Source organism: Polynucleobacter sp. Nonnen-W13, from assembly GCF_018881735.1.
In the GTDB taxonomy this organism is placed as follows: Bacteria; Pseudomonadota; Gammaproteobacteria; order Burkholderiales; family Burkholderiaceae; genus Polynucleobacter.
In genome coordinates, this window is record NZ_JACVPU010000001.1 from 678,870 (window position 1) to 703,552 (window position 24,683).

30 protein-coding genes and 1 tRNA gene are annotated in these 24,683 nt (G+C 44.2%); 15 read left to right on the forward strand and 16 right to left on the reverse strand.

What is annotated here, in order from left to right; genetic code table 11:
• Positions 1–66 precede the first annotated feature (66 nt).
• The 6 genes from typA (at position 67) to arsB (ending at position 7,084) form a co-directional block, all read left to right on the forward strand.
• On the forward strand, positions 67–1,884 hold the full coding sequence (gene typA, locus ICN27_RS03540; RefSeq protein WP_215309721.1) for a translational GTPase TypA: 1,818 nt from the start codon (positions 67–69) through the stop codon (positions 1,882–1,884).
• 127 nt (positions 1,885–2,011) lie between these two features.
• The gene (locus tag ICN27_RS03545; protein ID WP_215309722.1) at positions 2,012–4,375 is read left to right on the forward strand and encodes a Tex family protein; all 2,364 of its coding nucleotides are present in this window, start codon (positions 2,012–2,014) and stop codon (positions 4,373–4,375) included.
• 61 nt (positions 4,376–4,436) lie between these two features.
• A complete protein-coding gene (modA, locus tag ICN27_RS03550) occupies positions 4,437–5,195 on the forward strand; it encodes a molybdate ABC transporter substrate-binding protein (RefSeq protein WP_216268999.1) in 759 nt (252 codons plus the stop codon).
• A gap of 37 nt (positions 5,196–5,232) precedes the next feature.
• Positions 5,233–5,562, forward strand: coding sequence for a helix-turn-helix transcriptional regulator (locus ICN27_RS03555; RefSeq protein WP_216269000.1), 330 nt, complete (start codon positions 5,233–5,235; stop codon positions 5,560–5,562).
• Complete coding sequence (locus ICN27_RS03560) at positions 5,520–6,038, forward strand: arsenate reductase ArsC (protein WP_255534969.1); 519 nt, start codon at positions 5,520–5,522, stop codon at positions 6,036–6,038. The genes ICN27_RS03555 and ICN27_RS03560 overlap by 43 nt, the downstream gene beginning before the upstream one ends.
• On the forward strand, positions 6,035–7,084 hold the full coding sequence (gene arsB / locus ICN27_RS03565) for an ACR3 family arsenite efflux transporter (RefSeq protein ID WP_216269001.1): 1,050 nt from the start codon (positions 6,035–6,037) through the stop codon (positions 7,082–7,084). The genes ICN27_RS03560 and arsB overlap by 4 nt, the downstream gene beginning before the upstream one ends.
• Positions 7,085–7,118: 34 nt before the next feature.
• Here the strand turns inward: arsB and ICN27_RS03570 are convergent, their stop codons facing one another.
• From ICN27_RS03570 to ICN27_RS03580, 3 genes are all read right to left on the reverse strand, one after another.
• Positions 7,119–7,355 carry a hypothetical protein gene (locus tag ICN27_RS03570; RefSeq protein WP_215309728.1) on the reverse strand — a complete coding sequence of 79 codons (237 nt, stop codon included), beginning with the start codon at positions 7,353–7,355 and terminating at the stop codon, positions 7,119–7,121.
• 71 nt (positions 7,356–7,426) lie between these two features.
• Positions 7,427–7,852, reverse strand: a complete 426-nt coding sequence (locus tag ICN27_RS03575) for a universal stress protein (RefSeq protein WP_216269002.1) — start codon at positions 7,850–7,852, stop codon at positions 7,427–7,429.
• Between the two features lie 124 nt (positions 7,853–7,976).
• The gene (locus ICN27_RS03580; RefSeq protein ID WP_216269003.1) at positions 7,977–8,750 is read right to left on the reverse strand and encodes a TSUP family transporter; all 774 of its coding nucleotides are present in this window, start codon (positions 8,748–8,750) and stop codon (positions 7,977–7,979) included.
• 115 nt (positions 8,751–8,865) lie between these two features.
• On the opposite strand from ICN27_RS03580, the gene ICN27_RS03585 reads away from it, so the two are divergent.
• The 3 genes from ICN27_RS03585 to ICN27_RS03595 all read left to right on the forward strand — a co-directional run bounded on the left by ICN27_RS03585 (position 8,866) and on the right by ICN27_RS03595 (position 10,989).
• Positions 8,866–9,777 carry a pseudouridine synthase gene (locus tag ICN27_RS03585; RefSeq protein ID WP_216269004.1) on the forward strand — a complete coding sequence of 304 codons (912 nt, stop codon included), beginning with the start codon at positions 8,866–8,868 and terminating at the stop codon, positions 9,775–9,777.
• Positions 9,767–10,849, forward strand: coding sequence for a tRNA dihydrouridine(20/20a) synthase DusA (gene dusA / locus ICN27_RS03590; protein ID WP_216269005.1), 1,083 nt, complete (start codon positions 9,767–9,769; stop codon positions 10,847–10,849). The genes ICN27_RS03585 and dusA overlap by 11 nt, the downstream gene beginning before the upstream one ends.
• Before the next feature lie 64 nt (positions 10,850–10,913).
• Positions 10,914–10,989: transfer RNA gene (locus ICN27_RS03595), tRNA-His, on the forward strand.
• Between the two features lie 65 nt (positions 10,990–11,054).
• Here the strand turns inward: ICN27_RS03595 and ICN27_RS03600 are convergent.
• The 4 genes from ICN27_RS03600 to ICN27_RS03615 all read right to left on the reverse strand — a co-directional run bounded on the left by ICN27_RS03600 (position 11,055) and on the right by ICN27_RS03615 (position 13,994).
• The gene (locus ICN27_RS03600; protein WP_216269006.1) at positions 11,055–12,074 is read right to left on the reverse strand and encodes a tyrosine-type recombinase/integrase; all 1,020 of its coding nucleotides are present in this window, start codon (positions 12,072–12,074) and stop codon (positions 11,055–11,057) included.
• 207 nt (positions 12,075–12,281) lie between these two features.
• Entirely contained in the window at positions 12,282–13,400 is a 1,119-nt protein-coding gene (locus ICN27_RS03605) for a hypothetical protein (RefSeq protein ID WP_216269007.1), read from the reverse strand.
• 79 nt (positions 13,401–13,479) lie between these two features.
• Entirely contained in the window at positions 13,480–13,725 is a 246-nt protein-coding gene (locus tag ICN27_RS03610) for a hypothetical protein (RefSeq protein WP_216269008.1), read from the reverse strand.
• Positions 13,722–13,994 carry a hypothetical protein gene (locus ICN27_RS03615; RefSeq protein WP_216269009.1) on the reverse strand — a complete coding sequence of 91 codons (273 nt, stop codon included), beginning with the start codon at positions 13,992–13,994 and terminating at the stop codon, positions 13,722–13,724. Before ICN27_RS03615 ends, ICN27_RS03610 begins: the two co-directional genes overlap by 4 nt.
• A 78-nt stretch (positions 13,995–14,072) precedes the next feature.
• On the opposite strand from ICN27_RS03615, the gene ICN27_RS03620 reads away from it, so the two are divergent.
• Positions 14,073–14,318, forward strand: coding sequence for a helix-turn-helix domain-containing protein (locus ICN27_RS03620; RefSeq protein WP_216269010.1), 246 nt, complete (start codon positions 14,073–14,075; stop codon positions 14,316–14,318).
• Here the strand turns inward: ICN27_RS03620 and ICN27_RS03625 are convergent.
• The 9 genes from ICN27_RS03625 to ICN27_RS03670 all read right to left on the reverse strand — a co-directional run bounded on the left by ICN27_RS03625 (position 14,315) and on the right by ICN27_RS03670 (position 19,856).
• Complete coding sequence (locus ICN27_RS03625) at positions 14,315–14,515, reverse strand: hypothetical protein (protein WP_216269011.1); 201 nt, start codon at positions 14,513–14,515, stop codon at positions 14,315–14,317. The two genes, ICN27_RS03620 and ICN27_RS03625, sit on opposite strands and share 4 nt — an antisense overlap.
• A 36-nt stretch (positions 14,516–14,551) precedes the next feature.
• Positions 14,552–14,917, reverse strand: a complete 366-nt coding sequence (locus tag ICN27_RS03630) for a hypothetical protein (protein WP_216269012.1) — start codon at positions 14,915–14,917, stop codon at positions 14,552–14,554.
• Between the two features lie 19 nt (positions 14,918–14,936).
• Positions 14,937–15,110: a sigma factor-like helix-turn-helix DNA-binding protein gene (locus ICN27_RS03635; protein WP_216269013.1), complete on the reverse strand. Its 174-nt coding sequence runs from the start codon at positions 15,108–15,110 to the stop codon at positions 14,937–14,939.
• A gap of 148 nt (positions 15,111–15,258) precedes the next feature.
• The gene (locus ICN27_RS03640) at positions 15,259–15,585 is read right to left on the reverse strand and encodes a DUF1810 domain-containing protein (protein ID WP_216269014.1); all 327 of its coding nucleotides are present in this window, start codon (positions 15,583–15,585) and stop codon (positions 15,259–15,261) included.
• A 2-nt stretch (positions 15,586–15,587) separates the two neighbouring features.
• On the reverse strand, positions 15,588–16,154 hold the full coding sequence (locus ICN27_RS03645; protein WP_216269015.1) for a hypothetical protein: 567 nt from the start codon (positions 16,152–16,154) through the stop codon (positions 15,588–15,590).
• A 5-nt stretch (positions 16,155–16,159) separates the two neighbouring features.
• Positions 16,160–16,501: a hypothetical protein gene (locus ICN27_RS03650; RefSeq protein WP_216269016.1), complete on the reverse strand. Its 342-nt coding sequence runs from the start codon at positions 16,499–16,501 to the stop codon at positions 16,160–16,162.
• A complete protein-coding gene (locus ICN27_RS03655) occupies positions 16,494–16,736 on the reverse strand; it encodes a hypothetical protein (RefSeq protein WP_216269017.1) in 243 nt (80 codons plus the stop codon). Before ICN27_RS03655 ends, ICN27_RS03650 begins: the two co-directional genes overlap by 8 nt.
• Positions 16,737–16,753: 17 nt before the next feature.
• On the reverse strand, positions 16,754–18,088 hold the full coding sequence (locus ICN27_RS03660; protein ID WP_216269018.1) for a primase-helicase family protein: 1,335 nt from the start codon (positions 18,086–18,088) through the stop codon (positions 16,754–16,756).
• Between the two features lie 739 nt (positions 18,089–18,827).
• A complete protein-coding gene (locus ICN27_RS03670) occupies positions 18,828–19,856 on the reverse strand; it encodes a tripartite tricarboxylate transporter substrate binding protein (protein ID WP_215309737.1) in 1,029 nt (342 codons plus the stop codon).
• A gap of 158 nt (positions 19,857–20,014) precedes the next feature.
• Here ICN27_RS03670 and araD point away from each other — a divergent pair, with 158 nt between their 5' ends.
• The 5 genes from araD to ICN27_RS03695 all read left to right on the forward strand — a co-directional run bounded on the left by araD (position 20,015) and on the right by ICN27_RS03695 (position 24,677).
• A complete protein-coding gene (gene araD, locus ICN27_RS03675; protein ID WP_216269020.1) occupies positions 20,015–21,754 on the forward strand; it encodes an L-arabinonate dehydratase in 1,740 nt (579 codons plus the stop codon).
• Between the two features lie 169 nt (positions 21,755–21,923).
• Complete coding sequence (locus tag ICN27_RS03680) at positions 21,924–22,709, forward strand: SUMF1/EgtB/PvdO family nonheme iron enzyme (RefSeq protein WP_215309741.1); 786 nt, start codon at positions 21,924–21,926, stop codon at positions 22,707–22,709.
• 3 nt (positions 22,710–22,712) lie between these two features.
• Positions 22,713–24,038 (forward strand): ATP-dependent RecD-like DNA helicase, encoded by a 1,326-nt coding sequence (locus ICN27_RS10460; RefSeq protein ID WP_215309743.1) that lies wholly within the window; start codon positions 22,713–22,715, stop codon positions 24,036–24,038.
• A 52-nt stretch (positions 24,039–24,090) separates the two neighbouring features.
• Positions 24,091–24,351: an AbrB/MazE/SpoVT family DNA-binding domain-containing protein gene (locus ICN27_RS03690; RefSeq protein ID WP_255534970.1), complete on the forward strand. Its 261-nt coding sequence runs from the start codon at positions 24,091–24,093 to the stop codon at positions 24,349–24,351.
• The gene (locus tag ICN27_RS03695; protein ID WP_255534971.1) at positions 24,339–24,677 is read left to right on the forward strand and encodes a type II toxin-antitoxin system PemK/MazF family toxin; all 339 of its coding nucleotides are present in this window, start codon (positions 24,339–24,341) and stop codon (positions 24,675–24,677) included. Before ICN27_RS03690 ends, ICN27_RS03695 begins: the two co-directional genes overlap by 13 nt.
• Positions 24,678–24,683: the final 6 nt, after the last annotated feature.

Consider the following 24,683-nt stretch of genomic DNA (forward strand, 5'->3'; position numbering starts at 1 on the left):
TTTGACTTATTAACTGATTAACCTTAATTAACCCGAATTTCATATTCTTAACTTCAGAAGCTTCACATGACTAAACGCGCACTTCGTAATATCGCCATCATCGCCCACGTTGACCACGGTAAAACTACTTTGGTTGACCAACTCTTGCGCCAATCTGGCACATTCCGCTCAAACGAAAAAATGACCGAACGCGTCATGGACTCAAATGATTTAGAAAAAGAGCGTGGCATTACTATTTTGTCCAAGAACTGTGCGGTTGAATATGACGGCACACACATCAACATCGTTGACACACCAGGACACGCCGACTTCGGTGGTGAAGTAGAGCGTGTGCTCTCCATGGTTGACGGTGTTTTGCTATTGGTTGATGCGGTTGAAGGCCCAATGCCACAAACTCGCTTCGTTACTAAGAAAGCCTTGGCTCTTGGTTTGAAGCCTATCGTTGTGATTAACAAGGTTGACCGTCCAGGTGCACGTTGTGACTACGTAATTAACGCCACTTTTGAATTGTTTGATAAGTTAGGCGCTACGGAAGAGCAACTCGACTTCCCAATCATTTATGCATCTGGCTTGAACGGTTATGCAGGCACAACCGAAGATGTCCGTGAAGGCGATATGCGTCCATTGTTTGACGCTGTTCTGAAATACGTCCCTGTGCGTGATGATGATCCAGATGGTCCTTTGCAATTCCAGATTTCTTCAATCGATTACAACAGCTATGTCGGTAAGATTGGTGTTGGTCGCATTAGCCGTGGACGTGTGAAGTCAGGTATGGAAGTAGTCTGCATGAATGGTCCTGATGGCGTGCCATTTAAAGGCCGTATTAATCAAGTGTTGAAATTTAAAGGTTTAGAGCGTGAAATCGTTGACGAGGCATTTGCCGGCGATATTGCTCTCATCAACGGTATTGAAGAGTTGGCGATTGGTACAACGGTTTGTGCGGTTGATAAACCAGATCCATTGCCAATGCTCAAGATTGACGAGCCTACTTTAACTATGAACTTCATGGTGAACACTAGTCCATTAGCTGGCCGTGAAGGCAAGTTTGTAACGAGCCGTCAGATTCGTGAGCGTCTTGACCGTGAATTGAAGGCCAATATGGCTTTGCGCGTTAAAGAAACTGATGATGACACCGTATTCGAAGTATCTGGCCGTGGCGAGTTGCACCTCACCATCTTGGTAGAGACCATGCGTCGTGAAGGCTATGAGATGGCAGTTTCCCGTCCTCGCGTTGTCTTCCACGAAGAGAATGGCGTCAAGATGGAGCCGTACGAGAACTTAACGGTTGATGTAGAAGATGCTACTCAAGGTTCTGTGATGGAAGACTTAGGTAAGCGTAAGGGCGAATTACAAGATATGGTGAGCGACGGAAAAGGTCGTACCCGTCTTGAATACCGTATTCCTGCACGTGGTTTGATTGGCTTCCAGGGCGATTTCATGACCATGACTCGCGGTAATGGTTTGATGAGTCATACATTTGATTCTTATGCTCCAGCCAAAGATGGCATCTTGGGCGAGCGTCACAACGGTGTATTGATTAGCCAAGACGATGGCGAGGCCGTTGCTTATGCTATTTGGAAACTACAAGACCGTGGTCGTATGTTTGTAAAGCATGGCGATCCTGTTTATGAAGGCATGGTGATTGGTATTCATAGTCGCGACAATGACTTAGTTGTGAACCCAATTAAAGGTAAACAATTAACTAACGTACGTTCCTCAGGTACTGATGAAGCGGTTCGTTTAGTGACACCAATCGACTTGACTTTGGAATACGCTGTTGAGTTCATTAGTGATGATGAGTTGGTTGAAGTAACACCGAAGAGCGTACGAATCCGTAAACGCCACTTGAAAGAGCATGACCGTAAGAAAGCTTCCCGCGAGTAATTTCGCGAAGTTGCTACACTGAGGCGCTTTAATCAGTCATCTAGTGAGTTAATAAGAGTCACCTTTGGGTGGCTCTTATTTTTCCTCCAGAGCAATATTCTTAAAATCTTAGTAAATTAATCATTTCATGCTGCCATCCATTGAACAACGCCTTGCCCAAGAGTTATCTGCTAAACCTGCACAAGTGGCTGCCGCCATCGCATTGATGGATGAAGGTGCAACCGTTCCCTTTATTGCACGTTATCGCAAAGAGGCAACTGGCGGTTTGGATGATACGCAGTTACGTTTATTAGAGGATCGACTCAGTTATTTAAGAGAGTTGGAAGAGCGTCGTAAAGCAATTGTTGCGTCGATTGAAGAGCAGGGCAAGATGACTCCGGAGTTACTCAAAGCCATCCTTTTGGCAGAAGATAAGACGCGCCTAGAAGATCTCTATCTTCCTTATAAACTCAAGCGTCGCACCAAGGCGCAAATCGCTCTGGAGGCTGGATTAGAGTCTTTAGCTAATGACTTATTGGCTAACCCCATGTTGGATCCAGAAGTGGAAGCAAGCAAATATCTCAAAGAAGCATTTACATCCGACCAGGGTGATAACCCTGGTGTGGTTGACACCAAGGCCGCTCTTGAAGGCGCTCGTCAGATTTTGATGGAGCGTTTTGCTGAAGATGCTGGACTGGTGCAATCACTTAGAACGTATTTGCAGGAGCATGGCGTTGTGGAATCTAAAGTCATTGCTGGCAAAGAACAAGAGGGTGAGAAATTTTCAGATTACTTTGATTACTCAGAACCTATCTCAGCAATTCCGTCGCATCGTGCCTTGGCATTATTTCGAGGTCGTCGTGAGCAAATGCTCATGGTCAACTTGCGTCTAGACACCGAAGAAGAAAAGCCCAAATGGGACGCACCGCATAATCCTTGCGAATCCCGTATTGCCAATCAGTTCAAGATTAAAAACGAAGGTCGCCCTGCCGATCAGTGGCTCGCAGACACTGTACGCTGGACTTGGCGCATCAAGTGCTCGATGCACTTGGAATCTGAGCTGATGAGTGCGTTGCGTGAACGCTCTGAAGCGGAGGCGATTAACGTCTTTGCACGTAATCTCAAGGCTTTACTCTTAGCAGCACCTGCAGGACCAAAGGTTACTATTGGCTTAGATCCAGGCATGAGAACCGGCGTTAAAGTGGCCGTAGTAGATGCAACAGGTAAGGTGGTAGACACCGATGTGATTTATCCACACCAACCTAAGAATGATTGGGATGGCTCATTGCATACGCTTGCTAAATTAGCTGAGAAACATCAGGCTAACTTAATCTCCATCGGAAACGGTACCGCCTCACGTGAGACCGATAAGTTAGCGCAAGATTTAATCAAAGCTAAACCTGAACTTAAGCTAACCAAGATTGTGGTCTCTGAAGCAGGGGCATCGGTTTACTCTGCCTCTGAGTACGCCTCAAAAGAATTACCTGGTATGGATGTGTCATTGCGTGGAGCGGTATCGATTGCGAGAAGGCTCCAAGATCCCCTAGCCGAGCTAGTGAAGATTGATCCAAAGTCTATTGGCGTGGGCCAATATCAGCACGATGTGATGCAGACTCAGTTGGCTAAGTCATTGGTAGCAGTGGTGGAGGATTGCGTCAATGCGGTTGGTGTTGACGTGAACACGGCATCTGCACCCTTATTGGCAAGAGTCTCAGGCTTAAGTACTACGGTTGCTGAAGGAATCGTGACTTATCGAGATAGCCATGGCGCCTTTCAGACGCGGGCAGATTTGCGGAGCGTGCCTCGCTTAGGCGAGAAGACTTTTGAGCAAGCAGCTGGTTTCTTGCGCATTATGAATGGCAAAGATCCTTTGGATGCTTCTGCTGTCCACCCAGAATCCTATCCTTTGGTAGAAAAGATTCTGAAAGATATCAAGAAGGGTGTTAAAGAGGTCATTGGCGATATCGCAATACTCAAGGGGCTCAATCCAGAAAAGTATGCCGATGAGCAGTTTGGCCTTCCTACAGTTACCGATATCATTAAGGAATTAGAAAAACCTGGCCGCGATCCACGTCCTGAGTTCACTACAGCGACATTTAAAGATGGTGTCGAAAAAATCAGCGATCTTAAGACCGATATGATTTTAGAAGGCGTAGTTACTAACGTGGCAGCCTTTGGGGCTTTTGTTGATATTGGTGTTCATCAGGATGGCTTAGTGCATATCTCCGCATTGGCCAATACCTTTGTAAAGGATCCGCACACGGTAGTCAAAGCAGGGCAGGTGGTAAAGGTCAAAGTGCTTGAAGTAGATGAAAAGCGCAAGCGTATTGCACTCACCATGCGACTCTCTGATGAAGCGCCTAAAGTGTCGGTAGGCTCAAAACCTGAGCAAAGGTCAAATAGACCTGGCACTTCAAGAACTCCAGAAGCTAGAAGACCGCAGGAAGATAGAAGATCTGCGCCTCAAATGAATAATGCAATGGCTGATGCCTTACGAAAGCTTAAGGGTTAAAAAAATCGTTACACTGAAGTGGTAGAGTGCACCCGACAATAGGCATAGAGATATCAGCTAAATGAATCCGATCAAATATATTCTTCTGACTTTGATGGCTCTGTACGTCTCTGCTTCTTTAGCTCAAACAGCGCCAACAGTAGCTGCAGCCTCAGACCTCAAGTTTGCTTTGGAAGAAATTGCTGCGAACTATAAGGCTGATAAGGGGCAAGAGGTGAGACTGGTATTTGGTTCATCTGGTGTGCTCTGGCAGCAAATCAAAAACGGAGCGCCCTTTGGTTTGCTGATGTCTGCAGATGAGGCGTATATCGATGACTTATATAAAAATGGCTTAACAGTAGATCAGGGAAGTCTTTACGCTATCGGCAGAATAACCCTCTTGCAGAAAAAGGGTAATCCAATCAAGCTTGCTACAGATAAAGATGGTTTGATTAAAGTCATTACAGAGGCCAAGAAAATTGCCATAGCCAACCCAGAGCACGCCCCTTACGGCAGGGCTGCAAAAGAATACCTCATTGGCATTGGTGTTTGGGATCTGGCCCAGCCTAAGCTAGTGTTTGGAGAAAATATTTCTCAAGCAACGATGTTTGCCTTAACTGGCTCAGCAGATTTTGCAATTGCAGCCCTATCTTTAGCCATATCACCCCAAGTGCAAGTGCAATCTACCTATGTATTAATACCAGATCATTTACATAAGCCCTTAAGACAAAAGATGGCCTTGATCAAAAATAGTGCATCTAGCGCAAAAGATTTTTATCAATACCTACAAGAGTCTAAATCCCGTCAAATCATGAGTAGGTATGGCTTTACCGCTCCGTAGTCATCTATTTGTAATATAGTTCGATTATTATGGAATTATGAAAAATACCGAAGCTATTCTGGCATTCATGGCCCTAGGGCAAGAATCTCGCTTAAACGTCTATCGCCTCATAGTGCAAAAGGGCGATCAAGGTTTATTGCCCTCACAAATCCATGAAATGCTGGGTATTCCCAATGCGACGCTCAGCTTTCATTTGAAAGAGCTCTATCAAGCCAATCTCATCACTGTCGAGCGCCAAAGTCGTAATTTGATCTACAGACCAAATCCAGGAATGGTGGAGGATCTTAGTCAATTCCTGCTGGCTAACTGTTGCGACGGTAAGCCATGCAAAACTATCAAAGCTATCAAAAAGGTCAAGGCTCAATGAAGCAGTACAACATCCTTTTCTTATGTACTCATAACTCTGCTAGATCGATCTTAGGTGAGGCTTTAGCATCCACTCATCCAAGTGGAAAATTTGTAGGCTATTCAGCAGGCTCTACCCCAGGTACAAGTGTGAATCCTATTGCTGCTGATATTGCAGAAGAATTGGGTATGGACCGCACTCTTTTGAGATCGAAGAGTTGGGATGAGTTTGCTCTACCAGACGCCCCAAAGATGGATTTTATTGTGACGGTTTGCGATAACGCCGCTGGCGAAGTGTGCCCATTTTGGCCAGGTCAGCCTGCAACAGCACATTGGGGATTCCCTGATCCATCCCAAGTGCAGGGCACTGATTTAGAGAAAAAGGCAGCTTTTAATGAGGTCAAGAATGGCCTCAAAAGACGGTTAGATATTTTGGCTGCGATGCCATTAGAAAAACTCGATTCTATGAGCCTGAAAGAGATCCACAGCAAAGCATGAGCTCCCTTACTAAAAAACTCTCCTTTCTAGATCGCTATTTGACGGTCTGGATCTTTGCAGCAATGGCCCTGGGTATTGCCTTGGGTCACTTTATTCCAGATGTGGAAAGGTTTATTAATTTCTTTCAGGTTGGGACTACTAATCTTCCAATTGCTATTGGTTTGATATTGATGATGTATCCACCTTTTGCTAAGGTACGTTACGAAGACTTGCCTGACGTTTTTAAAGATAAACGTATCTTTCTGATTTCGCTATTCATGAACTGGATCATTGCTCCAACTTTAATGTTCTTTTTAGCGATTACTTTTGTCCCAGATCAACCGGAGTATATGGCTGGTCTGATATTGATTGGCATTGCGCCTTGTGTTGCAATGGTCATTATTTGGAATGATCTGGCCAAAGGCTCTACTGAATACGCTGCTGGCCTAGTGGCATTTAATGCCATTTTTCAGGTACTGTTCTTTAGTGTCTACGCCTACTTTTTTCTGACGGTTTTACCTCCATATTTCGGACTCGCAGGATCAAGTGTGAGCATAGGTATGGGCCAGATTGCGCAAAGTGTATTTATCTATTTAGGCATTCCTTGTATCGCCGGAATATTGACTAGGGTAGTGATGCTCAAGTTCATGACTAAAGCGCATTATCACGAGCATCTTGTGCCTCGTATTGGTAAGCTCACCCTGATTGCCTTGCTCTTTACCATCGTCGTGATGTTTAGCCTCAAAGGCGGGGTGATCTTGACGCTCCCGATGGACGTCCTTACCATCGCCGTTCCATTACTCATCTTCTTTCTGATCATGTTCTTGCTGACATTCTTTGTCACTGGCAAGATGGGGATCGATTACCAGCGTTGCTGCACGCTCTCATTTACTGCTTCGAGTAATAACTTTGAATTGGCGATTGCTGTAGCGATTGCGGTATTTGGAATTAATTCTGGAGCAGCCTTTGCAGCGGTCATAGGGCCCTTAGTAGAGGTGCCCATCATGATTGGCTTAGTGACTGTGGCCTTATGGTTTAAAGAGCGCTATTTCTCAAGAAGCGTTTAAGTTGCAGGATTCGCAGACCTCATTCGGCATGCTTTTATGCCCTATAAGGTCTGACTAGATTCTCTAAACCAAAGGCATCATTTGCATGCCTGAGTTGGTCAATGGACTCTCTCAGCGCTTTTACTTCTTTGCATTTGAGTTTTTGAAGTTTCTGACGATCCATGCCGTAGGTATCGACTAGGTAGCGAATTCTAGATAAGCATATTTGTAGACGAATAAGCCAGTAGATGGCAAATATCCCCGGTGCGAATAAGAGCAGCAAAATACTCATTGAAGAATCCATAAAAAAGACCGTCACTTAGACGGCCTATTGAAAATAATCTAGCGATGCACTTTTTAAGCTTACTTGACTAATAAAACAGCTTGCTTGGCTGTATTGCTGACTCTCTGAGCAACAGAACCCATCATGGTATCGACAATACCACTACGACCTTTTGAGCCCATGACGATCAGATCAAACTTTTCTTTATTGGCAAGTGCAATGATCTCGTTGGCAATATTGCCGCGCTTAATGACCATACTATGTTTTACGCCAGCCGAATCTAATATCTTCTGGGATCCCTTGAGTTCTTTCTCACTCACTTCGCGCAGGTAGTCATCAATGACGCTATTTGCCACAAATTGTTTCACATGACCAAGGCCAATATCATCATGAACGCTAATTAATGTCACCGTGCACTTGCTGCGCAAATCTTTTGCTAATTTCACAACATACTTAGCTGCATTAAGTGAAGATTTGGAGCCGTCAACCGGCAATAGAATTTTCATAACACCCTTATTTTTATAGTAAACAAATTAGAACCTCATGGATTCAATTTACTCTCTATATCCTCGTAAATCCACAAAGCTTTTTAATACCCTACTAATTTATGCATCTATTTCTTGAAAAGATTTATTTCAAAAAGGCATCGTAGAAGGTTTTGATAATGAGAATGGTGACCAAAATGAAGAAGCCTTTACGAATAAAGGAGTTGCCATGCTTGATCGCAATCCTAGTGCCAATTTGACCGCCTACCAGATTGGCGCTGGCCATGAGTAAGCCGAGTTTCCAGTCAAAGTAACCTAGATAGAAAAATACGCAGAGCGCACCTAGATTGGAAGCAATATTGAGAAACTTGGCAGGCGCTGCAGAGCGCAAAAAATCAAATCCTAAAACACGGGTGTAAAAGAGTTTGTAAAAGGCGCCAGCTCCAGGCCCTAGGAAGCCATCATAAAAACCAATGATGCCGGCGCCTGTTGAGGCAATGGCTTTTTGTTTATGGTGATGATGCTTGGGAGCGTGAACCAGACCAGCGCTCGATTTGATATTAAAGATCAGTAGTGCTAGCAATAAAAAAGGCAGGGCGCCTCTGAGCCATTCGGTTGGTAGGCGAGTCACGAGGTAGGCCCCTGCAACTGAGGCAAAAAAGGCAAAAGTAGAAGAGATGATCACAAGGCCCCAAGGGCTTTTATTGACTCGGCTGTACTGAATGGCTGAGCCAATCGTACCTACGATAGAACCAAACTTATTGACTGAGAGTAGCGTGGCTGGTGGAAAGCCCGGTAGGGCTGCAAACAGTGCTGGAACCTGAATCATCCCCCCGCCACCAATAATGGAGTCGACCAATCCCGCAAATAATGCGAAGGCAAACAATAAGCCAAGGTCGAATACGGAGAGTTCAAGCATGCTGTCTATTCATTTTCTAGTTCTAATGGGCGCTACTACCCCATTTTAGAGGGTTTCATTTGGGTGTACTTGGATTGCCTTGCCTAGCTTGGTGGGAGTGGATAATCTAGTGCAAATGAAAGTCAATTCTGAAGGAGTCTCCTCTTCAAGGGTGTATTTACCTGCTGGGCAGAGCCATGCTTCATTGCTGGATTTTTTCACAAGTAATTTCCCGCATATCGATAGAGCTGAATGGGAATCTCGTTTTGCAGAGGGTCTCATCATGACTACGGAGGGAGAGGCACTTGCAGCTAGTGATGCTTACCTACCTAATACCCATTTACTGTATTTCAGGCGCTTAGCTCGTGAACCAGAAATTCCTTTCGAAGAAGTCATCCTCTTTCAAGATGAGCATATTTTGGTTGCTGATAAACCCCATTTTTTACCAGTGACTCCAAGCGGTCTTTATCTTCATCAAACCCTATTGAATCGCCTAAAGAAAAAAACAGGCATTCAAGACTTAAGTCCTATTCATCGTATTGATCGCGATACTGCAGGACTAGTCATTTTTTCAGTCAAACCTCAAGAGCGGGCTCAATATCAAAATCTGTTTAGAGACCGAGAAGTCAAGAAAGTATACGAAGCCATAGCACCGTATTCAGAAGAGTTGATCAAAAAACTGCCAATGACTTATGAGAGCAATATCAAAGAGTCAGAACATTTCTTGCAAATGGAGGAAGTCGGGGGCATAGCAAATACAGATACCTACATTGAACTGATTGAAGTAAATATGCCTTGGGCTAAATATCGCTTAACTCCGGGTAGTGGCAAGAAGCATCAATTACGCTGCCACCTTAATGCCCTCGGGGTTCCAATACGTCATGATCAGATCTATCCAATCCTGACCCCTTATCAAGAGTATGATTTGGACTTTTCTAAACCCCTACAGCTCTTAGCAAAAGAGATTCATTTCAAAGACCCGGTAACGGGGCATGAACGATTTTTCATGAGTGAAAGAGTATTAGCTTTAATTCCGTATGACTGTTAAGCCCGCCAAACGATTAGCTGTAGCCCCAATGATGGAATGGACTGACCGTCATTGCCGCTCTTTTCATCGCTCGCTCACTAAGGATGCTGTTCTCTATACCGAGATGGTGACGACAGGCGCTCTGATTCATGGAGATGTACCCCGACATTTAGATTATTCGCAGGATCAGCATCCAGTCGTATTGCAACTTGGTGGCTCTGAGCCTTCTGATCTAGCAAAAGCTTCAGAATTAGCCCGGCAGTGGGGCTACGACGAGATTGATCTTAATTGTGGTTGCCCATCTGAGCGCGTGCAACGTGGGGCATTTGGTGCTTGTTTAATGGCTGAGCCACAACTGGTTTCCGATTGTGTCAAAGCCATGAAAGCTGCTGTTGATATCCCGATCACAGTAAAGCATCGCTTGGGCTTAGATTCGATGGATGCTGCAAACTCTGAGAAAGATTATCAATTTGCTTTGAACTTTATTCTTGCGGTAGCGGATGCGGGTGCTAGCCAAGTTACCATTCATGCTCGCAATGCTGTTCTCAAGGGTTTATCCCCAAAAGAGAATCGTAGTAAACCACCATTGCATTATGAAGTCGCCGCAAAACTTCGTCTAGATGCGCAAAAACAATTTCCTAATCTCAAAGTCCTGCTCAATGGTGGCCTAGAAACTAATGAGCAAATTGCTGGCCATTGGGATGACTTTGATGGCTTTATGGTGGGTAGGGTGGCATATCATTTTCCGGCGATGTTGCTTGGTTGGGATGATTTGATTAAGACTAATGGTGAAGCTGCTGGATATCTATTTAGTGAGACCGAGTGGCATCGCATACAGATTGCATTAGTGAGGCAGGTGCAGGCATGGTTTGACGAGTGCCAATCTAAAGGCAAACCGTTTTATATCGGCGCATTTACAAGACATATTCTTGGTCTAGCCCATGGTAGAGCGGGATCGCGTTATTGGCGCCAGCGCCTTTCTGATCACCATGCCTTGGCTAAAGTACAGAGTAAGGCAGCTATTTTGGACTTCTTTATCGATGCTAGCCTCACCTTGGGGGATTGGGCTGCCTTTGAGTTTGATGAGGCTTAAATCACTTATCTAAGCCATTTTTGACAGGGTTTTGTCTCAAAAGCTATAATCTATGTCTTCAGTGGCGGACGTAGCTCAGTTGGTAGAGTCCCAGATTGTGATTCTGGTTGTCGCGGGTTCGAGCCCCGTCGTTCGCCCCACCGAATAAACGGCAAATTGCTGCTTAGTGATTCGAGACCCTCATAAATTGCCATCTTGGCAATTCTCATAAAGAATTCCTTTTAAATTCCTTGCTGCGGTCATAGACCCTCGCTGTTGTCTCAGGGTTGGCATGAAGATTTGGTAGCAGTCCAGTGGTTTGCCTATGTTTTGTGGCGTAGTAGGCTCTTAGATCATGAAACGTGGCATTAAAGTCTACCCCAACTATTTTGGCTTCAGTTTTCAGCTTCCCCCAAAAACCTTTGAAGCCACTTGATGTGTACGGCATCTTGCGTTCAGTTGGGAATACGTAAATCTCATTTGTATTTGTAGATCTGATCGTTTGAAGTAATTCTCGGAGCTGAGGGCTGATACTCACTACATCGATAACCATGCCTTTCTTATTTCCTCGTTGTTTGGCTCTGATCATCTTGATGGAGCCAGATTCCATGTCTACCTGTTGCCAGGTGAGATTAAGAAATTCGATTCTTCGACCGCCAGAAAAGGCGCAGAATTCTGCCATTTGAGCGACTGCCAATCTTCGACCACCTTGATTTTTTAGCCAGCCAATAAATGCATCAAAACTCTCCGTATTTGGGCTTTGTGTTCTAGGCTGCTCTTTATTTCGTCTCACCTCTCGGCATGGGTTTGTATGAGCTTCACCTCTGCGAATGGCTAGGTCTATTAAATTTGAGAGTAGGGATTTTTCACGATTTGCCCTGATTAGTGCAGTTGATCTAGTATGGGTGATGTACCCATAGATCATTGGCGCTGTTATTAGTGCGGCAGGAGTAGAGCCAAATGCCTCCAGAAGAGGCTTAGCACATTGCTTGTAATCAGATTGGGTTCCTAGAGCCAACCCTTTAAAGTCAGCGCTGCCTATGTATATATCCCATAGTGTCGATAACTTTCCGATGTTGGAATGGCTTTGGGTTAGCCCTAATACTTTTTTTATTGCCTCATTAAGATCGGTGCCAAGAGGAATTGGGGCTCCTTTTTTGGGGATGTATCGATATGAGACTTTGAGGCCATTCTTCCATGCCCGTGCCTGCATTCTTGGCAGCAATCCATCTCGTTTATTCCCCATGTACCTAACTCTTAAATAGTATTGGGTGACCAAGAAAATCTATCACCTATATAAGCCCTTGAAGGGTTTATCTACAGCATCAAGTAAAGGGGTGGGCTGGTATGGGGGCTGGACAGATGGGCTCATGCTACCGGGGGTATCTTTAGGTATGCCGTGTAGAGCGCCCATTAAAAAAGATGCATACACACGTTCATGAATCTCAGATTCTCAGTGAAGACTAGAGGCCTTATATGCGCAGTATCTTGCAATTAGATCTAGGAGATCCGGTCCAAAACTCTCGCCGAGTGTCTCACTTGTAGTCTCAAGCATTGCATTTGGCAGTCTCTTGTCGTTAGATCTTAGATTAATTACCGCATGTGTTGTATACAGCGCAATACAACCAATCAAGTGGATTCCAAATGCATTGATATCTTCTTGGGAAATCTCAACAGAGTCATTTGATCGTTTTTCGCTCAAAAGCATTGAGTAGGTGTGATCAAAAACTTTATCGATGAGGTTAATTAAGTCTGCTCCAAACACCTTCTGATCCTCTTCAGAGATGTAATTTCTATAGAGGGTATCGTTTTCATGGACTGTGTGTACATCGATCTTAGATTGAAGAAGATGATTGAGACCAAGATCTCTGCAGTATGAATGAAAGGAGTCATCAAAGTTAAGCTCTAGCCTAAGATTTTTCCCCAACAAGCCATCATTTATCCCATCATCAAGAGTACTCTTTAAGGCTGCATCATGGACGGTGAAGCAGTAAGCTGAAAATAAAGTTTGATCTGATTGAATACTCATGTACCGTAATGCCATTTCTGTTACGGCATCCATATCCTTATGCTCAAGGTTCGGAAACTGAGTTTTTTCTGAAAGATAGCTGTTAAAACACAAGATGAGGCGGACTGCCATTTCAACTGCGGTTTTATTTAGGCCACTCTCTGTCTTATCAGGAATAACCTCATAGAGTGATTCAAAATCATAAGAAGTAGAAGTTCCAGGCCAAATAATGTCTCCATTACCCTCATTGCGAAATGTATTAATTGCACTTTTAATCATCATGTCGTCAACCTGAGATCCAGTGGCATATGGATTTTTTATCCGCTCCCAATATGAGTTTTTAAAAGGCGGCTGTATACGAAGATTATCGCAAGCTAATGCTACAAAATTCATTTGAACCACTCTTGATTCTTGGTTCAATTCAGACAAAATAGATTCCTTGCTTAGTTTTCCATATCGAGCACTTGAAATAATTTTGGTAATCTCATCCGCGATCATTACTTTAGTTGAATGACCAGAATTTTCCATTACATAGCTACCCATGATTGCATTGATTGCTGCCATGGATTTATCCCATCCAGTCAAAATCCCAAGTAAGCTCATTATTTTACCTTTTGCTTAACTTAGTCTGAGCTGCCATAGATTACTTACATCTATATGTAAGAACCCTTACAGGTAGATCGACATCAGCCATAAATTGCTCTTTGTCAACGATCTCAAAACCAGCTGGGCAAGACTCCTTGGCTTTTGCATAGCAGGTATTCCATGAGTTTGCAGATCCTACACATCGAATCTGCAAAGCAGTCTTCCCATCAGCCGTGACTACACTTTTTGGAGCAAGACCACATCCAAATAAAAAGAAGCATGAAAGTAACAATAAGTATTTCATTGTTGGCACTCGATAATTAAACTTCTGTTAACAATTGGTCCGTGAGCAGTAGGTGTAGATGTATCGCTCTTATCAATCACTTTATATTTCCCACCGCATGCTTGGGTTGAATTTGAATAGCAAGATGCCCATGTTTCAGTACCTCCGTTACATGAGACAAAGAAACCTTTTTTGTTATCAGGTGTGGTGATTGGCTGTATGGATGCCGCACAGCCAGTTAATAAGGCTTGGCTTGTCATAAGAATTGCCAGCAGAAATTTTTTCATCATTAATCCATTAGTTATAAATCTTATATTGGGTATCTTATCCCGTGGTATTAAAAAGGTCTATAGGCAAAGATCATGCCTATGGCAAAACCTTCTCCTACCTATGCAGGATCTAAAGAATTAAAGGTGATTGGGGCTGCAATCCGCAAAATGAGAAAAGACCAAGGCTTTTCCCAAGAGGCATTTGCTGATGAGGTTGGGATTGATCGCAGCTACATGGGCGGGATAGAGCGGGGTGAGCACAACCTTGCATTGATGAATCTCCTTAAAATTTCAAAAGCCCTTAAATTGCCGCTTAGTCAGTTGCTTGCAGTCGCAAAACTTTAATCAGCGGCTTTACCAAACAATTTACTTATTGACCCGCTGGGCGTAAATCTACAAATAATTTTTTCTGGCTTGTATGTCCCATCTGTAATTTTTGCCTGAGTAATAGCATTTAATATGGCTCGTCGAGCTGTAAATCTTGCTGATAGAGTAGGAATGTTCTCTATGTACTCTGAGGCTGTTTGATAGGATTTATTCATTTTTACTTCCTTTGTTGGTTATGAATTGGCGGCTAATTATTTGGATTCGTACTGCTCAAGAATTGCAACCAAACGATCTCGCCTCTTTTGAGGAAGCCCAAGCGACCCGCAGATGTCATTGTTTATCTGTAATCTGGCGGCAATAGTGTCGTCAAAAATTAAGGCGCCCGATTTGTCTACGTATGAATCACCGTAGCCTTGCAATAGCTCAAGCAGAGTTATTAAGCGTAAATCCAGTAAGCTGATTAGCCTCGCCTTATCTTCCTTGCTCGGAATCTGCTCAAGGGCATCTAGGGCTAGTTTTTGGTATTGCCCCTGACTTTCCATGATGTTTTCAATGGAGAAAAACTCATCAAAAGCATCCCATGAAAATACGTTGACTTGATTGGCATGGTTATTCATTAATTTGATTCCAATAAGGTCAGAGAATGTGGTTAATGCGTCCAATGTTTCGAGTGTTTAGCTTTTTGCGTAATTCGATAAGTGCTTTAGCTTCGATCTGACGAACTCGCTCACGAGTGACGCCCATAACCTCTCCAACTTCTTTGAGTGTTAAGCCATCGGATAGGGGTGTTAGTTTGATCTGGTGTTCCATATGCCAGGCAGATTCCTAAGTGCTTATAAAAATTATCTCTATAACCAGCATACGCTATCTTCATTTCACTATATGAGATAGAGAATAAACTTATCAATAGGCCTCACATCGCTAGCCGTAGAGAGGTGTAGTAAGGATTGCGGAGTTTTTAACCCATAAATTGGCTAAATAGAGCTTTGCAGCTTCGGTATTTCAATGCATCAATCGGGCTAAATATTAGCTCTGGAGCTTTCCCACTTTGCTCCACTAGATTGAAGCATTCCCGAAGGCGGTTCCCAAGGATAGGGTGATTCCAATACTCGTTAGCTTGTAACTCATCTTGTATTGCATAACGGATTGATATGGGGCTAGTGCCCAAGCCTTTTAATTGGGGGAAGATAAACCACATCCAGTGTGTTTTCTTATATCCATTGCGTAGCTCCTCAAGAACCTGGTCATAAATTGGATTTTGGGCTTCTATGAAGTGATCTAACATCTTTAAATATATTCCTCATTATGACAATAGTACTGGAGAAGTGTTTCAATAAGGCTATTGATATCATCGAGATAGATTACTAAAGCTGGGGCTAGAGCTTTTAACCGATTTTTATTGCAACCCTTTTTACTTGGATATAAATTTTCTATCTGTCCAACAGTTGAATAAAATTCTAAGTTCCTTTGTCGCCATGTAGCTCCGATAACTGGATCTATATTTTCAAGTGTTTTAATTGCAGCGTTCATCTGTCTCCCAATAAAAATAGGCGCATTTTTAAAAATGCCATACCTTTCCTGATCATTGATTCCCACCCCCATATTTATTCCATTTGCAGATCCCTTAAATTGCCAGGTTCTGATATCGCTTTTAGCCTTATTTAATTGATGTTCGGCAGCGATGATTTGCCCTTCAATGGGCAGATGATCCATTTGGTAAGAAGGTAAATCTCCACTATCGATTCCGGTCTTTCGATCATATCGGTCGCTAAGTGGCAGATTGTTAAGTGTTATGCCTTCCATTCTCGCTGCAACTCTATGCTTGGTGATCTGTGCCTGTGTATTTTTTGACATAATTATCATTCTGATCCTTTAAATTTCCAGTAGCGGCGGTTGTATGAGCTGGCGACCCAAGACCTCTTGGACTCAAAACCATGTTTTCTGAGTAGTTGAGCTACCTCTTGCAGTGCGGGATTGCTTCGATGCCTACCTGTGAGCGAGGCTAGCTTGATGACTTCTTTGGTCGTGTAAGGTTTTTTTATCTGCGCTGGTGAGAGCAAAGAAATCCAATCCAGGAGGCGTTGTTCCAGTGTTGGTAATGCTGGCTTTTCAAGCCTTGTACTTTTTCTTGCTTGATCCTTTAGGCGCCGGATCTGCTGATATAGTGGCTCATCAACTGGTGGCGGCAATGAATTATTCATTTTCAAATCCTTTAGTAGCCGTGTTTGCCCGGTTTGACCAGTTTTGCCAGCCGCCAAATAGAAGGTTATTAACAATCCTCATGGCAAAAGTAATCTTGAAGAGTATTAATTGCCATGAGGTATTTAATATTTTTCCTAAAAGAGGGTGGGTTGAGTGGTCGAGCTGGTTAAAGCCATCAGCGGATTGGTCTAGCGGATGACCGGCGTAACTCTGTTGGCGGTCAATTTGGATCAAGGGTCTAAATCCCTGCATCATTCACTCCAATCAATTTTGTCACCCAAGGTTTCTTCAAATTCTCGTCTTGCCGTTTCAAGGCTTGGAAGTAAATAGCCACGAGATCGGGATTTATCTTTATCTCTTCCTTGTGAGCTCGATTTACACCACCTATTCATCAGATGTTTTGCCTGGGCTGCCGAGCTAACTCCAAATCTTCTTCCAGATCTTTGCCTGTAGTCCTCAATTTTTCTTTCGATATTTTGTGTCTTGATAAAGTCAGGCCACCTGTCATTGCTGATGCCAGCAATGTAGCCATCTTGAAGGCATTCAAGCCACCATGTTTCATCAGGGGATAGGCTATTAATCTTTTGATTAGTTAATTCATTAGTATTGGGCTTGTTAAAAACAATAAAATTACTAAGATCCCTATGTGCTAGTTCATGCATGAATGCGCAGATTTCAAGAGGAATTGAGTTATTTAATATCTCCCAGTAATCGTGGTCACCTTTCTTCTTATCTGACACCTTTAACGTCAGGTCTCTGCGGTCATCAAAATCACGATTCCCCACATGTAATTGGTTTGTGGCCGATAAAATTCTATGCAGACTTGGAATTACCCGTTGAGGTTGATTCTTCGGATTGATGCTGACTGTACGTTCAGTGACTACAGACTTTAGTGCCTCAGAAGCTTGTCTATCACCGGCAAATTGAGCCTCATCCAAGAGTACCCAGTAGGATCCCTCCAATGGAGAATTAAAGTCCCCAGTTACATCCTTAATGCGGTTTGTTTTATAAGTAGTTGCCGACCATATAAGTTCTATGATGGTCATCAAGGTACCTTTACCAACACCTTGGCCGCCCAGGAGGGTGATCATTACCCCAGGTTTTTGTTCCGGCTTTTGGAGGGCATGGGCAAGAAAATTAACTAGGTATTCGTATACAGCTCTATTGCCGCAACATATTATCTCTAGTAAAAAATTGTGAATCTGATGCCAGGTTCCCGGTATAGGAATAAGTGTCGGCTCAACCCAAAGATTTAGGCAGCCGGACTTTGGTTTTGATGGAGAAAAATCTACCCCGATATACACACTGGTGTTTTTCTCTATCAGAAATTTTTTAATAACTGCTTTTGCGTCAGCCCCACTAAAGTTTTCTGAAAGATATCTCTCTAGTAAGATCTTTCCACTTGCCATTTGCATGACTTTTAATCGGTGGTATGCAGGTATATCCGCATTGCCTAGGGCTCTCTTATCAATAATGCCTAGAGCAGAGCTTTGGTAGAGGGCAAAGTTCTTCTGTAAATTTTCCAGTGGGTCTGGAATATCTGCGAAAAATGTGCCTTCACTTGATGGGGTAGTTATTACGCTCATAAAACCTCCATGTTTCTGGAGTCTTGAGCTGCCCGCTCTAAAAAATTTTCAATGTCTGCTCTGCGCCAGAGGGCAGTGCCTCCGATACGTATTGGCTTTGGCCATAAATGAAGCTTGATCCACCTATCAAGCGTTGACTTTGAGATTCCAAATTCGGAACGGATGTCAGATTTACTGATTAAAGAAAACAAAAGGCTCATATTGGGCTTTCACAAAAATGTCTGTAAAAACCCAGTCTGGAAGCGCCCCACTAGCTAGGCTAGCTGCATCTATGCTCAGTCACTGGTTTCGAGGGATCAGATCAATACCTATGTTCTCGGATCAAGAGGCGCTGCATTAAGACCCGTACATAACCAACTCGGCTGATACTGCTCTAACTACTGCCTATATTTTATGAGAATGATTCAAAATGCGCAAGTTTATTCATATAAATCAATAGGTTAACGTGCGTATGGTGTGTATATCCAGTTGCATATAAATTCTAAATATCCGCATCCATCTATTTAAAGTTTTTTCAGGTAAGAAGTAAAACTCATGGCAATATTAGATCTGGAGACCATTGTTTTATATAGCTTTTTAATAACTTATAGATTGCCAGGATAAGCCTCTTGTCCGCTGTAGCATTTGATTGCTGTCCCAGATTGTGATTCTGGTTGTCGCGGGTTCGAGCCCCGTCGTTCGCCCCACTTAGCGCTAGATCCTAAATTTTTATTGTCGAATAGCTGAAAATCTTAATGCGCTACTCTGGCTTGATACCAGACTTCTTAATCAAATTTGTCCAAAGCTCAATTTCAGATTTCAAGAAATTGTTATAAGCGTTAGTACCCAAAGGCGGAATCACAAAGCCGACGGACTCAATACGTTGTCGAACTTCTGGTGTTTGCAAAGCTTGAATCATGGCAGCTTCTAACTTATCCACAATAGGCTTAGGAGTTCCCTTAGGGGCGCTAATGCCGGCCCAAGATAGCGCCTGAAATCCTGGATAGCCACTTTCTGCCACAGTCGGAATGGTTGGGTAGAGCGGATTGCGCTGCAAACTGCTCACCGCAATCGGACGCAATTTACCAGCCGCAACATAAGGTAGTGCCGCATCTTGATTGATAAAGATCATCGGGATTTCATTGGCGAGAATAGCGTTCATAAGTGGGCCACCGCCACGATAGGGTATGCCAACAATCGGGAGTGGATTGCAATTGGTTTTGTTCTTCACATCTTTACAGGTGTTGGTTGCTTGTCGCAGAAGCTCCATCGCCATGTGGCCTGAAGAGGCATAGGTATATCCATAGTCAAGTTTGCCAGGATCTTTGCGCGCAAAATCCACAATATCTTTTAGGGTTTTAAATGGGCGCTCTGGGTTCACTACTAATACGTTGGGGCCTAAATCAATTAAAGAGATATGGGCAAAGTCTTTCATGGAATCGTATTTAAGATTGGGATCTAAACCATGAGCCACCGCATTCTGACCAACACCTGTCATCACTAAAGTGTAGCCATCAGCTTGCGCACCAGCAGCTCGCTCAGCACCAATGACACCACCACCACCGCTAATGTTTTCAATCACAAAAGCCTGCTTAAATATTTTGGTTAACTGTTCTGCAGAAATACGTGCCATAAGATCCGTGGTTCCTCCAGGCGGGAAGGGCACAATGATTTTGACGGGCTTGCTTGGATAATCGGACTGGGCTAATACTGGAAGATGACTTGCGTAACAGAGGGCGCTAATCAGAAATATCTTAGTGAGCTGAGTGAAGAAAGAAAGCCTAGTCATGTATCGATTCCTATTAACAAATTCTGAAGGTAATAAATGCCTAAAGTAAGGTTAAATGTAAGGGTAATTAAATAAGAATCAGAAAACAAGTGCAGGTATACCCTTTCCTGCATATCAAGCATTAATATAGGGATATTCACAGTTGCACCTAATTTACTATGCCCAAAAAGACTAAAGAATCTCTGCGAAGTGCCCGTTGGTTTGAGCCTGATGATCTCAGGTCATTTGGGCACCGATCTCGCGCCATGCAAATGGGCTACGGCCCTGATGATTGGTCTGGTAAACCTGTGATTGCTATTGTGAATACATGGTCAGACATTAACCCTTGTCATACACACTTTAAGCAACGTGTTGATGATGTGAAGCGTGGCGTATTACAAGCCGGTGGATTTCCAATTGAGTTACCAGCGATTTCGCTTGCAGAGCAATATGTCAAACCAACGACCATGCTCTATCGAAATATGCTCGCCATGGAAACCGAAGAGCTGATTCGTTCTCATCCAGTCGATGGCGCAGTTCTCATGGGTGGCTGCGATAAAACTACGCCAGGCCTAGTGATGGGCGCTCTTTCAGCTAGCCTGCCATTCGTATATTTACCCGCTGGCCCAATGCTGCGTGGTAACTGGAAAGGCAAGATTCTCGGCTCTGGTTCTGATGCTTGGAAGTATTGGGATGAACGCCGTGCTGGGAATATCTCTGAAGCCCAGTGGTTAGAGATGGAGGGTGGTATTGCGCGGAGCCACGGTACCTGTATGACCATGGGTACCGCCGCAACGATGATGGGCATCTCTGAAGCATTGGGTCTTACATTGCCAGGTGCATCAAGTATTCCGGCAGCAGATGCCAGCCATCCGCGCATGGCTGCAGCTTGCGGAAGAAGAATCGTCGAGATGGTTTGGGAGGACTTGACCCCCGCAAAGATTCTCAACAAGACTAGCTTCATCAATGCAATCCATGCTGCCATGGCCATGGGTTGTAGTACCAATGCCATCATTCACTTAATTGCCATGTCACGCCGTGCTGGAAAAGAATGCACGGTAACCTTAGAAGATTTTGATCTAGCGAGTAGGAAGGTACCCGTGATTGCCAATATCAGACCGAGTGGCGATCAATACTTAATGGAAGACTTCTATTATGCCGGCGGCATGCCTGCGCTACTCAAGCAGATGGGCGACCATCTGGACCCAAGTGCGCTGACCATCACCGGTAAAACGATTGGTGAGAACATTCAACACGCCGAAGTCAATAACGAAGATGTCATTAGGCCACTGCACAAAGCGATTTATAAAGAGGGTGCGCTAGCAGTACTCAAAGGCAATATTGCTCCAGGTGGAGCAGTGATTAAGCCAAGCGCCTGTGCTGATAAATTCTTAAAACACACTGGCCCAGCGCTGGTGTTTGATAGTTACCCAGAAATGAAAAAAGCCGTTGAAGATGAAAATCTGGATGTCACTGAAAATCATATTCTTGTATTAAGAAATGCGGGGCCTAAAGGTGGTCCAGGTATGCCAGAGTGGGGGATGTTGCCGATTCCGGTAAAGCTAGTCAAACAAGGTGTAAGAGATATGCTCCGCTTATCTGATGCACGTATGAGCGGTACGAGCTATGGCGCCTGCATTTTGCATGTATCGCCAGAATCCTATATCGGTGGACCACTAGCCCTTGTGAAGACAGGTGACCTCATCACAGTAGATGTGCCCAACAGAAAGATTCATCTAGAGATCAGTGATGAAGAGCTTGATCAAAGAAAAGCAGCATGGACGCCACCAGAACCTAAATACGAACGTGGTTATGGATGGATGTTTAGCAAACACATCTTGCAAGCAGAAGATGGTTGCGACTTTGACTTCCTAGAAACCAGCTTTGGGAAACCAGTGCCAGAGCCAGATATTTTTTAAAGATCAAGAGATGTTGGTGGGGTAGGGCGAGATTCGACCTCGCGACCAATGATTTAAAGTTGGTGAGCGCTGCTAGCCATATTTGCCGTTAGCAGTAATCTAATGCACAGTATTGATCTATTCATTAGAATTAGCTCACCTCATTTAATGCTTTAGCCCATCGCTATTTATGAAAAAATTCGACATTCTCCCAATCCTATTTGGTGTTTTGCTATCAGTCATTGCGCTGTATTTCATGTTGAGACCCTCAACTGCTGCTAGTGCGCCTGAGTCAACCATCCCCGTGGTTAAAGTGGGTAATGTATCTTGGGATCAAACTGAGATGACGATTGGCGATATGAAAACGTTTGCGACTGCTACAGGCTTTGTGAGCCAGGCTGAGAAAAATGGTGGCGGACTGAATTACGAATCTGGATTTGTCAAAAAGTCGGGCTGGACCTGGAAAACCCCCTACGGCGTTCCTGCAAAGGATACTGAGCCCGCAGTTCACCTCAATCAATCTGAAGCGGCATCTGCTTGTCGTTATTTCGGTAAACGTCTGCCTACTGAAGCTGAGTGGACTTCTGCAGCATTTGTAGAGCAACGGGCTAACCCACCTGCAGGCTTTGTCAAGGGTGAGCGTTATCCGTTCCCCGGTGGAAGCACGCCTGCGGTCTCTCATTGCTTAAGTGGCTGTGGTGACTACAAAGGTGTTGCTCCAGCAGGTGCATTAAACCGAGGTACTGGTCATGTCCCTGCGGGCACCACTAAGCCTGGAGTCAATGGTCTATTGGATATGGGCGGTAATGTTTGGGAGTGGACGGCTACTGAGCGCAATGGTGGCTTTATTACTCGTGGCGCTTCCTGGTGGTATGGCCCGGAGAGACAAAAAGAATCTGATGTGGAATCTAAGTCAGCAGATATTGGGGTGGTTTACATTGGATTTCGGTGTGTGGCTGATGCCGTGAAACAATAAGGAATGACCAATCTTGCAGTTGACCCGGCCGCCATTGAAATCACCCCTGAATACCAGGAGGTAATCGATGCCATCGAGCGTCACGACCCTTATATTTTTGTCAGTGGTAAAGCAGGTACTGGTAAAACTACTTTAATTGGCTATCTACGTGAGAACATTCACGGCAACGTAGTGGTCGTTGCACCAACTGGCGTTGCTGCATTGCAAGTGAAGGGTGTCACGATTCACTCCTTTTTTCGCTTGCCACCTCGCTTGATCTTCCCAGAAGAGGATATCAAGCCTCTCAAAGATAAGCGACTGTACAAAGATATTCGGCTCCTGATCATTGATGAGATCTCGATGGTCAGAGTAGATGTAGTAGATGCCATTGATCTATTCCTGCGCGCTAACGGACCTCAAAAGAGTGAACCCTTCGGCGGCATACAGGTGATGTTTGTAGGAGACTTGTTTCAGCTGCCGCCGGTGGTATCTCAAACGGATATGCAAGTGCTCTCAGAGCGCGGTTACGAAGGTCCTTACTTCTTTTGCGCTAATGCGCTGCACCGTAAAGATGTCACGATGGTAGAACTGTCTAAGATCTTCCGCCAAAAAGACGCGCACTTTGCTAGCTTACTTAATCAGATCCGCATCAATCAAGACATTGATGAAGCGCTCAGTACTTTAAATGCCGTCTGCTATGAAACCAAAAAAGAAATTGATGAGCAAACCATCACGCTAACCACCACTAACGCCCGTGCGGACCAAATTAATGGTGCAGGATTACGAGCACTTACAAGCGATGCCAAGGTCTATATGGGAAATAGCACTGGTAAGTTCAATGTGGATGATCGCAATCTACCATCACCCAATCAGCTCACTCTCAAGGTGGGTGCCAAGGTTATGTTTACGGCAACCGATAGCAATTTTCCGAAGCGCTGGGTGAACGGTACTATTGGTGTCGTGCGCGAACTACTACCCAACACTGTAAAAGTGATGGTGCAAAACGGTCCTTACTCCAATACGGTAGAGGTCAAGGGACATCAGTGGGAATCGTATCGCTATGACCATGACATGATGTCTGGCAAGATTTCACCAAACATCATTGGCACCTTTGTGCAGATTCCGCTAATGCTCGCTTGGGCTGTCACCATTCACAAGAGTCAGGGTAAGACTCTGGATAAGATCAAAGTAGATTTATCTTCAGGGGCTTTTGCCTCAGGGCAAGTTTATGTCGCCTTGAGTCGCTGCACATCCATCGAAGGTATTACTCTCGAGCGCCCCATACAACCCAAGGATGTCAGCTGTGACCAAGAGGTGAAGCGTTTCTATCTGAATTGCTTGCCAAGTTAGATTTTCTATCGGCTTGACTCCGCGTTAAAATAGTTATAACATTGTTATTACTATGAAAAAACAGTTGCACCTTCAAATCCGTCAAATAGGTAACTCTCGTGGAGTGGTTATTCCTAAGGCTATTCTTGAGCAGGTAGGTTTTGACGATCAGGCTGATTTGGTGATTGAGGGCGACAAACTCGTCTTAAGTAAACCCAAAAAAAATCCCCGTGAGGGTTGGGCTGAGGATTCAAAAGCAATTGCCGCGGCTGGTGAAGATGGGTTAGTGCTGGGCGACTTTATGAATGAGGGTGATGAGGATTGGGTTTGGTAAAAAGTGTCGTTTCTCGTGGAGATATTTGGCTAATTAACTTAGATCCAACCATAGGCAGTGAAATTAAAAAGACTCGACCATGTGTTGTTGTATCTCCACAGGAGATGCATGACTTTTTGCGAACCGTCATTATTGCGCCAATGACTACAAAAGGTAGGTCAGCATCCTATCGCGTGCCAATTACACATGATGGTAAAAAAGGTTTGGTACTTTTAGACCAGATTCGCACTATAGATAAAGCACGCCTAGTCAAGCGATTAGGTGCCGTTAGTAACAAAACATTGGGGGCTACCCTCGATATTCTCCAGGCAACTTTTGCCCCTTAGTGAAAA

Bases quoted from the DNA above. Each gene is read 5' to 3' on its own strand.
- ICN27_RS03580 (WP_216269003.1), bottom strand. From the start codon at position 8,750: ATGCTTGAACTCTCCGTATTCGACCTTGGCTTATTGTTTGCCTTCGCA.
- ICN27_RS03640 (WP_216269014.1), bottom strand. From the start codon at position 15,585: ATGTTAGATCACTTCATAGAAGCCCAAAATCCAATTTATGACCAGGTT.
- ICN27_RS03570 (WP_215309728.1), bottom strand. From the start codon at position 7,355: ATGAGTATTTTGCTGCTCTTATTCGCACCGGGGATATTTGCCATCTAC.
- dusA (WP_216269005.1), top strand. From the start codon at position 9,767: ATGACTGTTAAGCCCGCCAAACGATTAGCTGTAGCCCCAATGATGGAA.
- ICN27_RS03605 (WP_216269007.1), bottom strand. From the start codon at position 13,400: ATGGCAGCAATCAATGCAATCATGGGTAGCTATGTAATGGAAAATTCT.
- ICN27_RS03560 (WP_255534969.1), top strand. From the start codon at position 5,520: ATGCAAAACTATCAAAGCTATCAAAAAGGTCAAGGCTCAATGAAGCAG.
- ICN27_RS03585 (WP_216269004.1), top strand. From the start codon at position 8,866: ATGAAAGTCAATTCTGAAGGAGTCTCCTCTTCAAGGGTGTATTTACCT.
- ICN27_RS03545 (WP_215309722.1), top strand. From the start codon at position 2,012: ATGCTGCCATCCATTGAACAACGCCTTGCCCAAGAGTTATCTGCTAAA.
- ICN27_RS03670 (WP_215309737.1), bottom strand. From the start codon at position 19,856: ATGACTAGGCTTTCTTTCTTCACTCAGCTCACTAAGATATTTCTGATT.
- ICN27_RS03575 (WP_216269002.1), bottom strand. From the start codon at position 7,852: ATGAAAATTCTATTGCCGGTTGACGGCTCCAAATCTTCACTTAATGCA.
- ICN27_RS03680 (WP_215309741.1), top strand. From the start codon at position 21,924: ATGAAAAAATTCGACATTCTCCCAATCCTATTTGGTGTTTTGCTATCA.
- ICN27_RS03600 (WP_216269006.1), bottom strand. From the start codon at position 12,074: ATGGGGAATAAACGAGATGGATTGCTGCCAAGAATGCAGGCACGGGCA.
- ICN27_RS03690 (WP_255534970.1), top strand. From the start codon at position 24,091: ATGAAAAAACAGTTGCACCTTCAAATCCGTCAAATAGGTAACTCTCGT.
- typA (WP_215309721.1), top strand. From the start codon at position 67: ATGACTAAACGCGCACTTCGTAATATCGCCATCATCGCCCACGTTGAC.
- ICN27_RS03645 (WP_216269015.1), bottom strand. From the start codon at position 16,154: ATGTCAAAAAATACACAGGCACAGATCACCAAGCATAGAGTTGCAGCG.
- araD (WP_216269020.1), top strand. From the start codon at position 20,015: ATGCCCAAAAAGACTAAAGAATCTCTGCGAAGTGCCCGTTGGTTTGAG.
- ICN27_RS03610 (WP_216269008.1), bottom strand. From the start codon at position 13,725: ATGAAATACTTATTGTTACTTTCATGCTTCTTTTTATTTGGATGTGGT.
- ICN27_RS03635 (WP_216269013.1), bottom strand. From the start codon at position 15,110: ATGGAACACCAGATCAAACTAACACCCCTATCCGATGGCTTAACACTC.
- ICN27_RS10460 (WP_215309743.1), top strand. From the start codon at position 22,713: ATGACCAATCTTGCAGTTGACCCGGCCGCCATTGAAATCACCCCTGAA.
- ICN27_RS03630 (WP_216269012.1), bottom strand. From the start codon at position 14,917: ATGAATAACCATGCCAATCAAGTCAACGTATTTTCATGGGATGCTTTT.
- ICN27_RS03620 (WP_216269010.1), top strand. From the start codon at position 14,073: ATGGCAAAACCTTCTCCTACCTATGCAGGATCTAAAGAATTAAAGGTG.
- ICN27_RS03555 (WP_216269000.1), top strand. From the start codon at position 5,233: ATGAAAAATACCGAAGCTATTCTGGCATTCATGGCCCTAGGGCAAGAA.
- modA (WP_216268999.1), top strand. From the start codon at position 4,437: ATGAATCCGATCAAATATATTCTTCTGACTTTGATGGCTCTGTACGTC.
- ICN27_RS03660 (WP_216269018.1), bottom strand. From the start codon at position 18,088: ATGAGCGTAATAACTACCCCATCAAGTGAAGGCACATTTTTCGCAGAT.
- ICN27_RS03625 (WP_216269011.1), bottom strand. From the start codon at position 14,515: ATGAATAAATCCTATCAAACAGCCTCAGAGTACATAGAGAACATTCCT.
- arsB (WP_216269001.1), top strand. From the start codon at position 6,035: ATGAGCTCCCTTACTAAAAAACTCTCCTTTCTAGATCGCTATTTGACG.
- ICN27_RS03650 (WP_216269016.1), bottom strand. From the start codon at position 16,501: ATGAATAATTCATTGCCGCCACCAGTTGATGAGCCACTATATCAGCAG.
- ICN27_RS03615 (WP_216269009.1), bottom strand. From the start codon at position 13,994: ATGATGAAAAAATTTCTGCTGGCAATTCTTATGACAAGCCAAGCCTTA.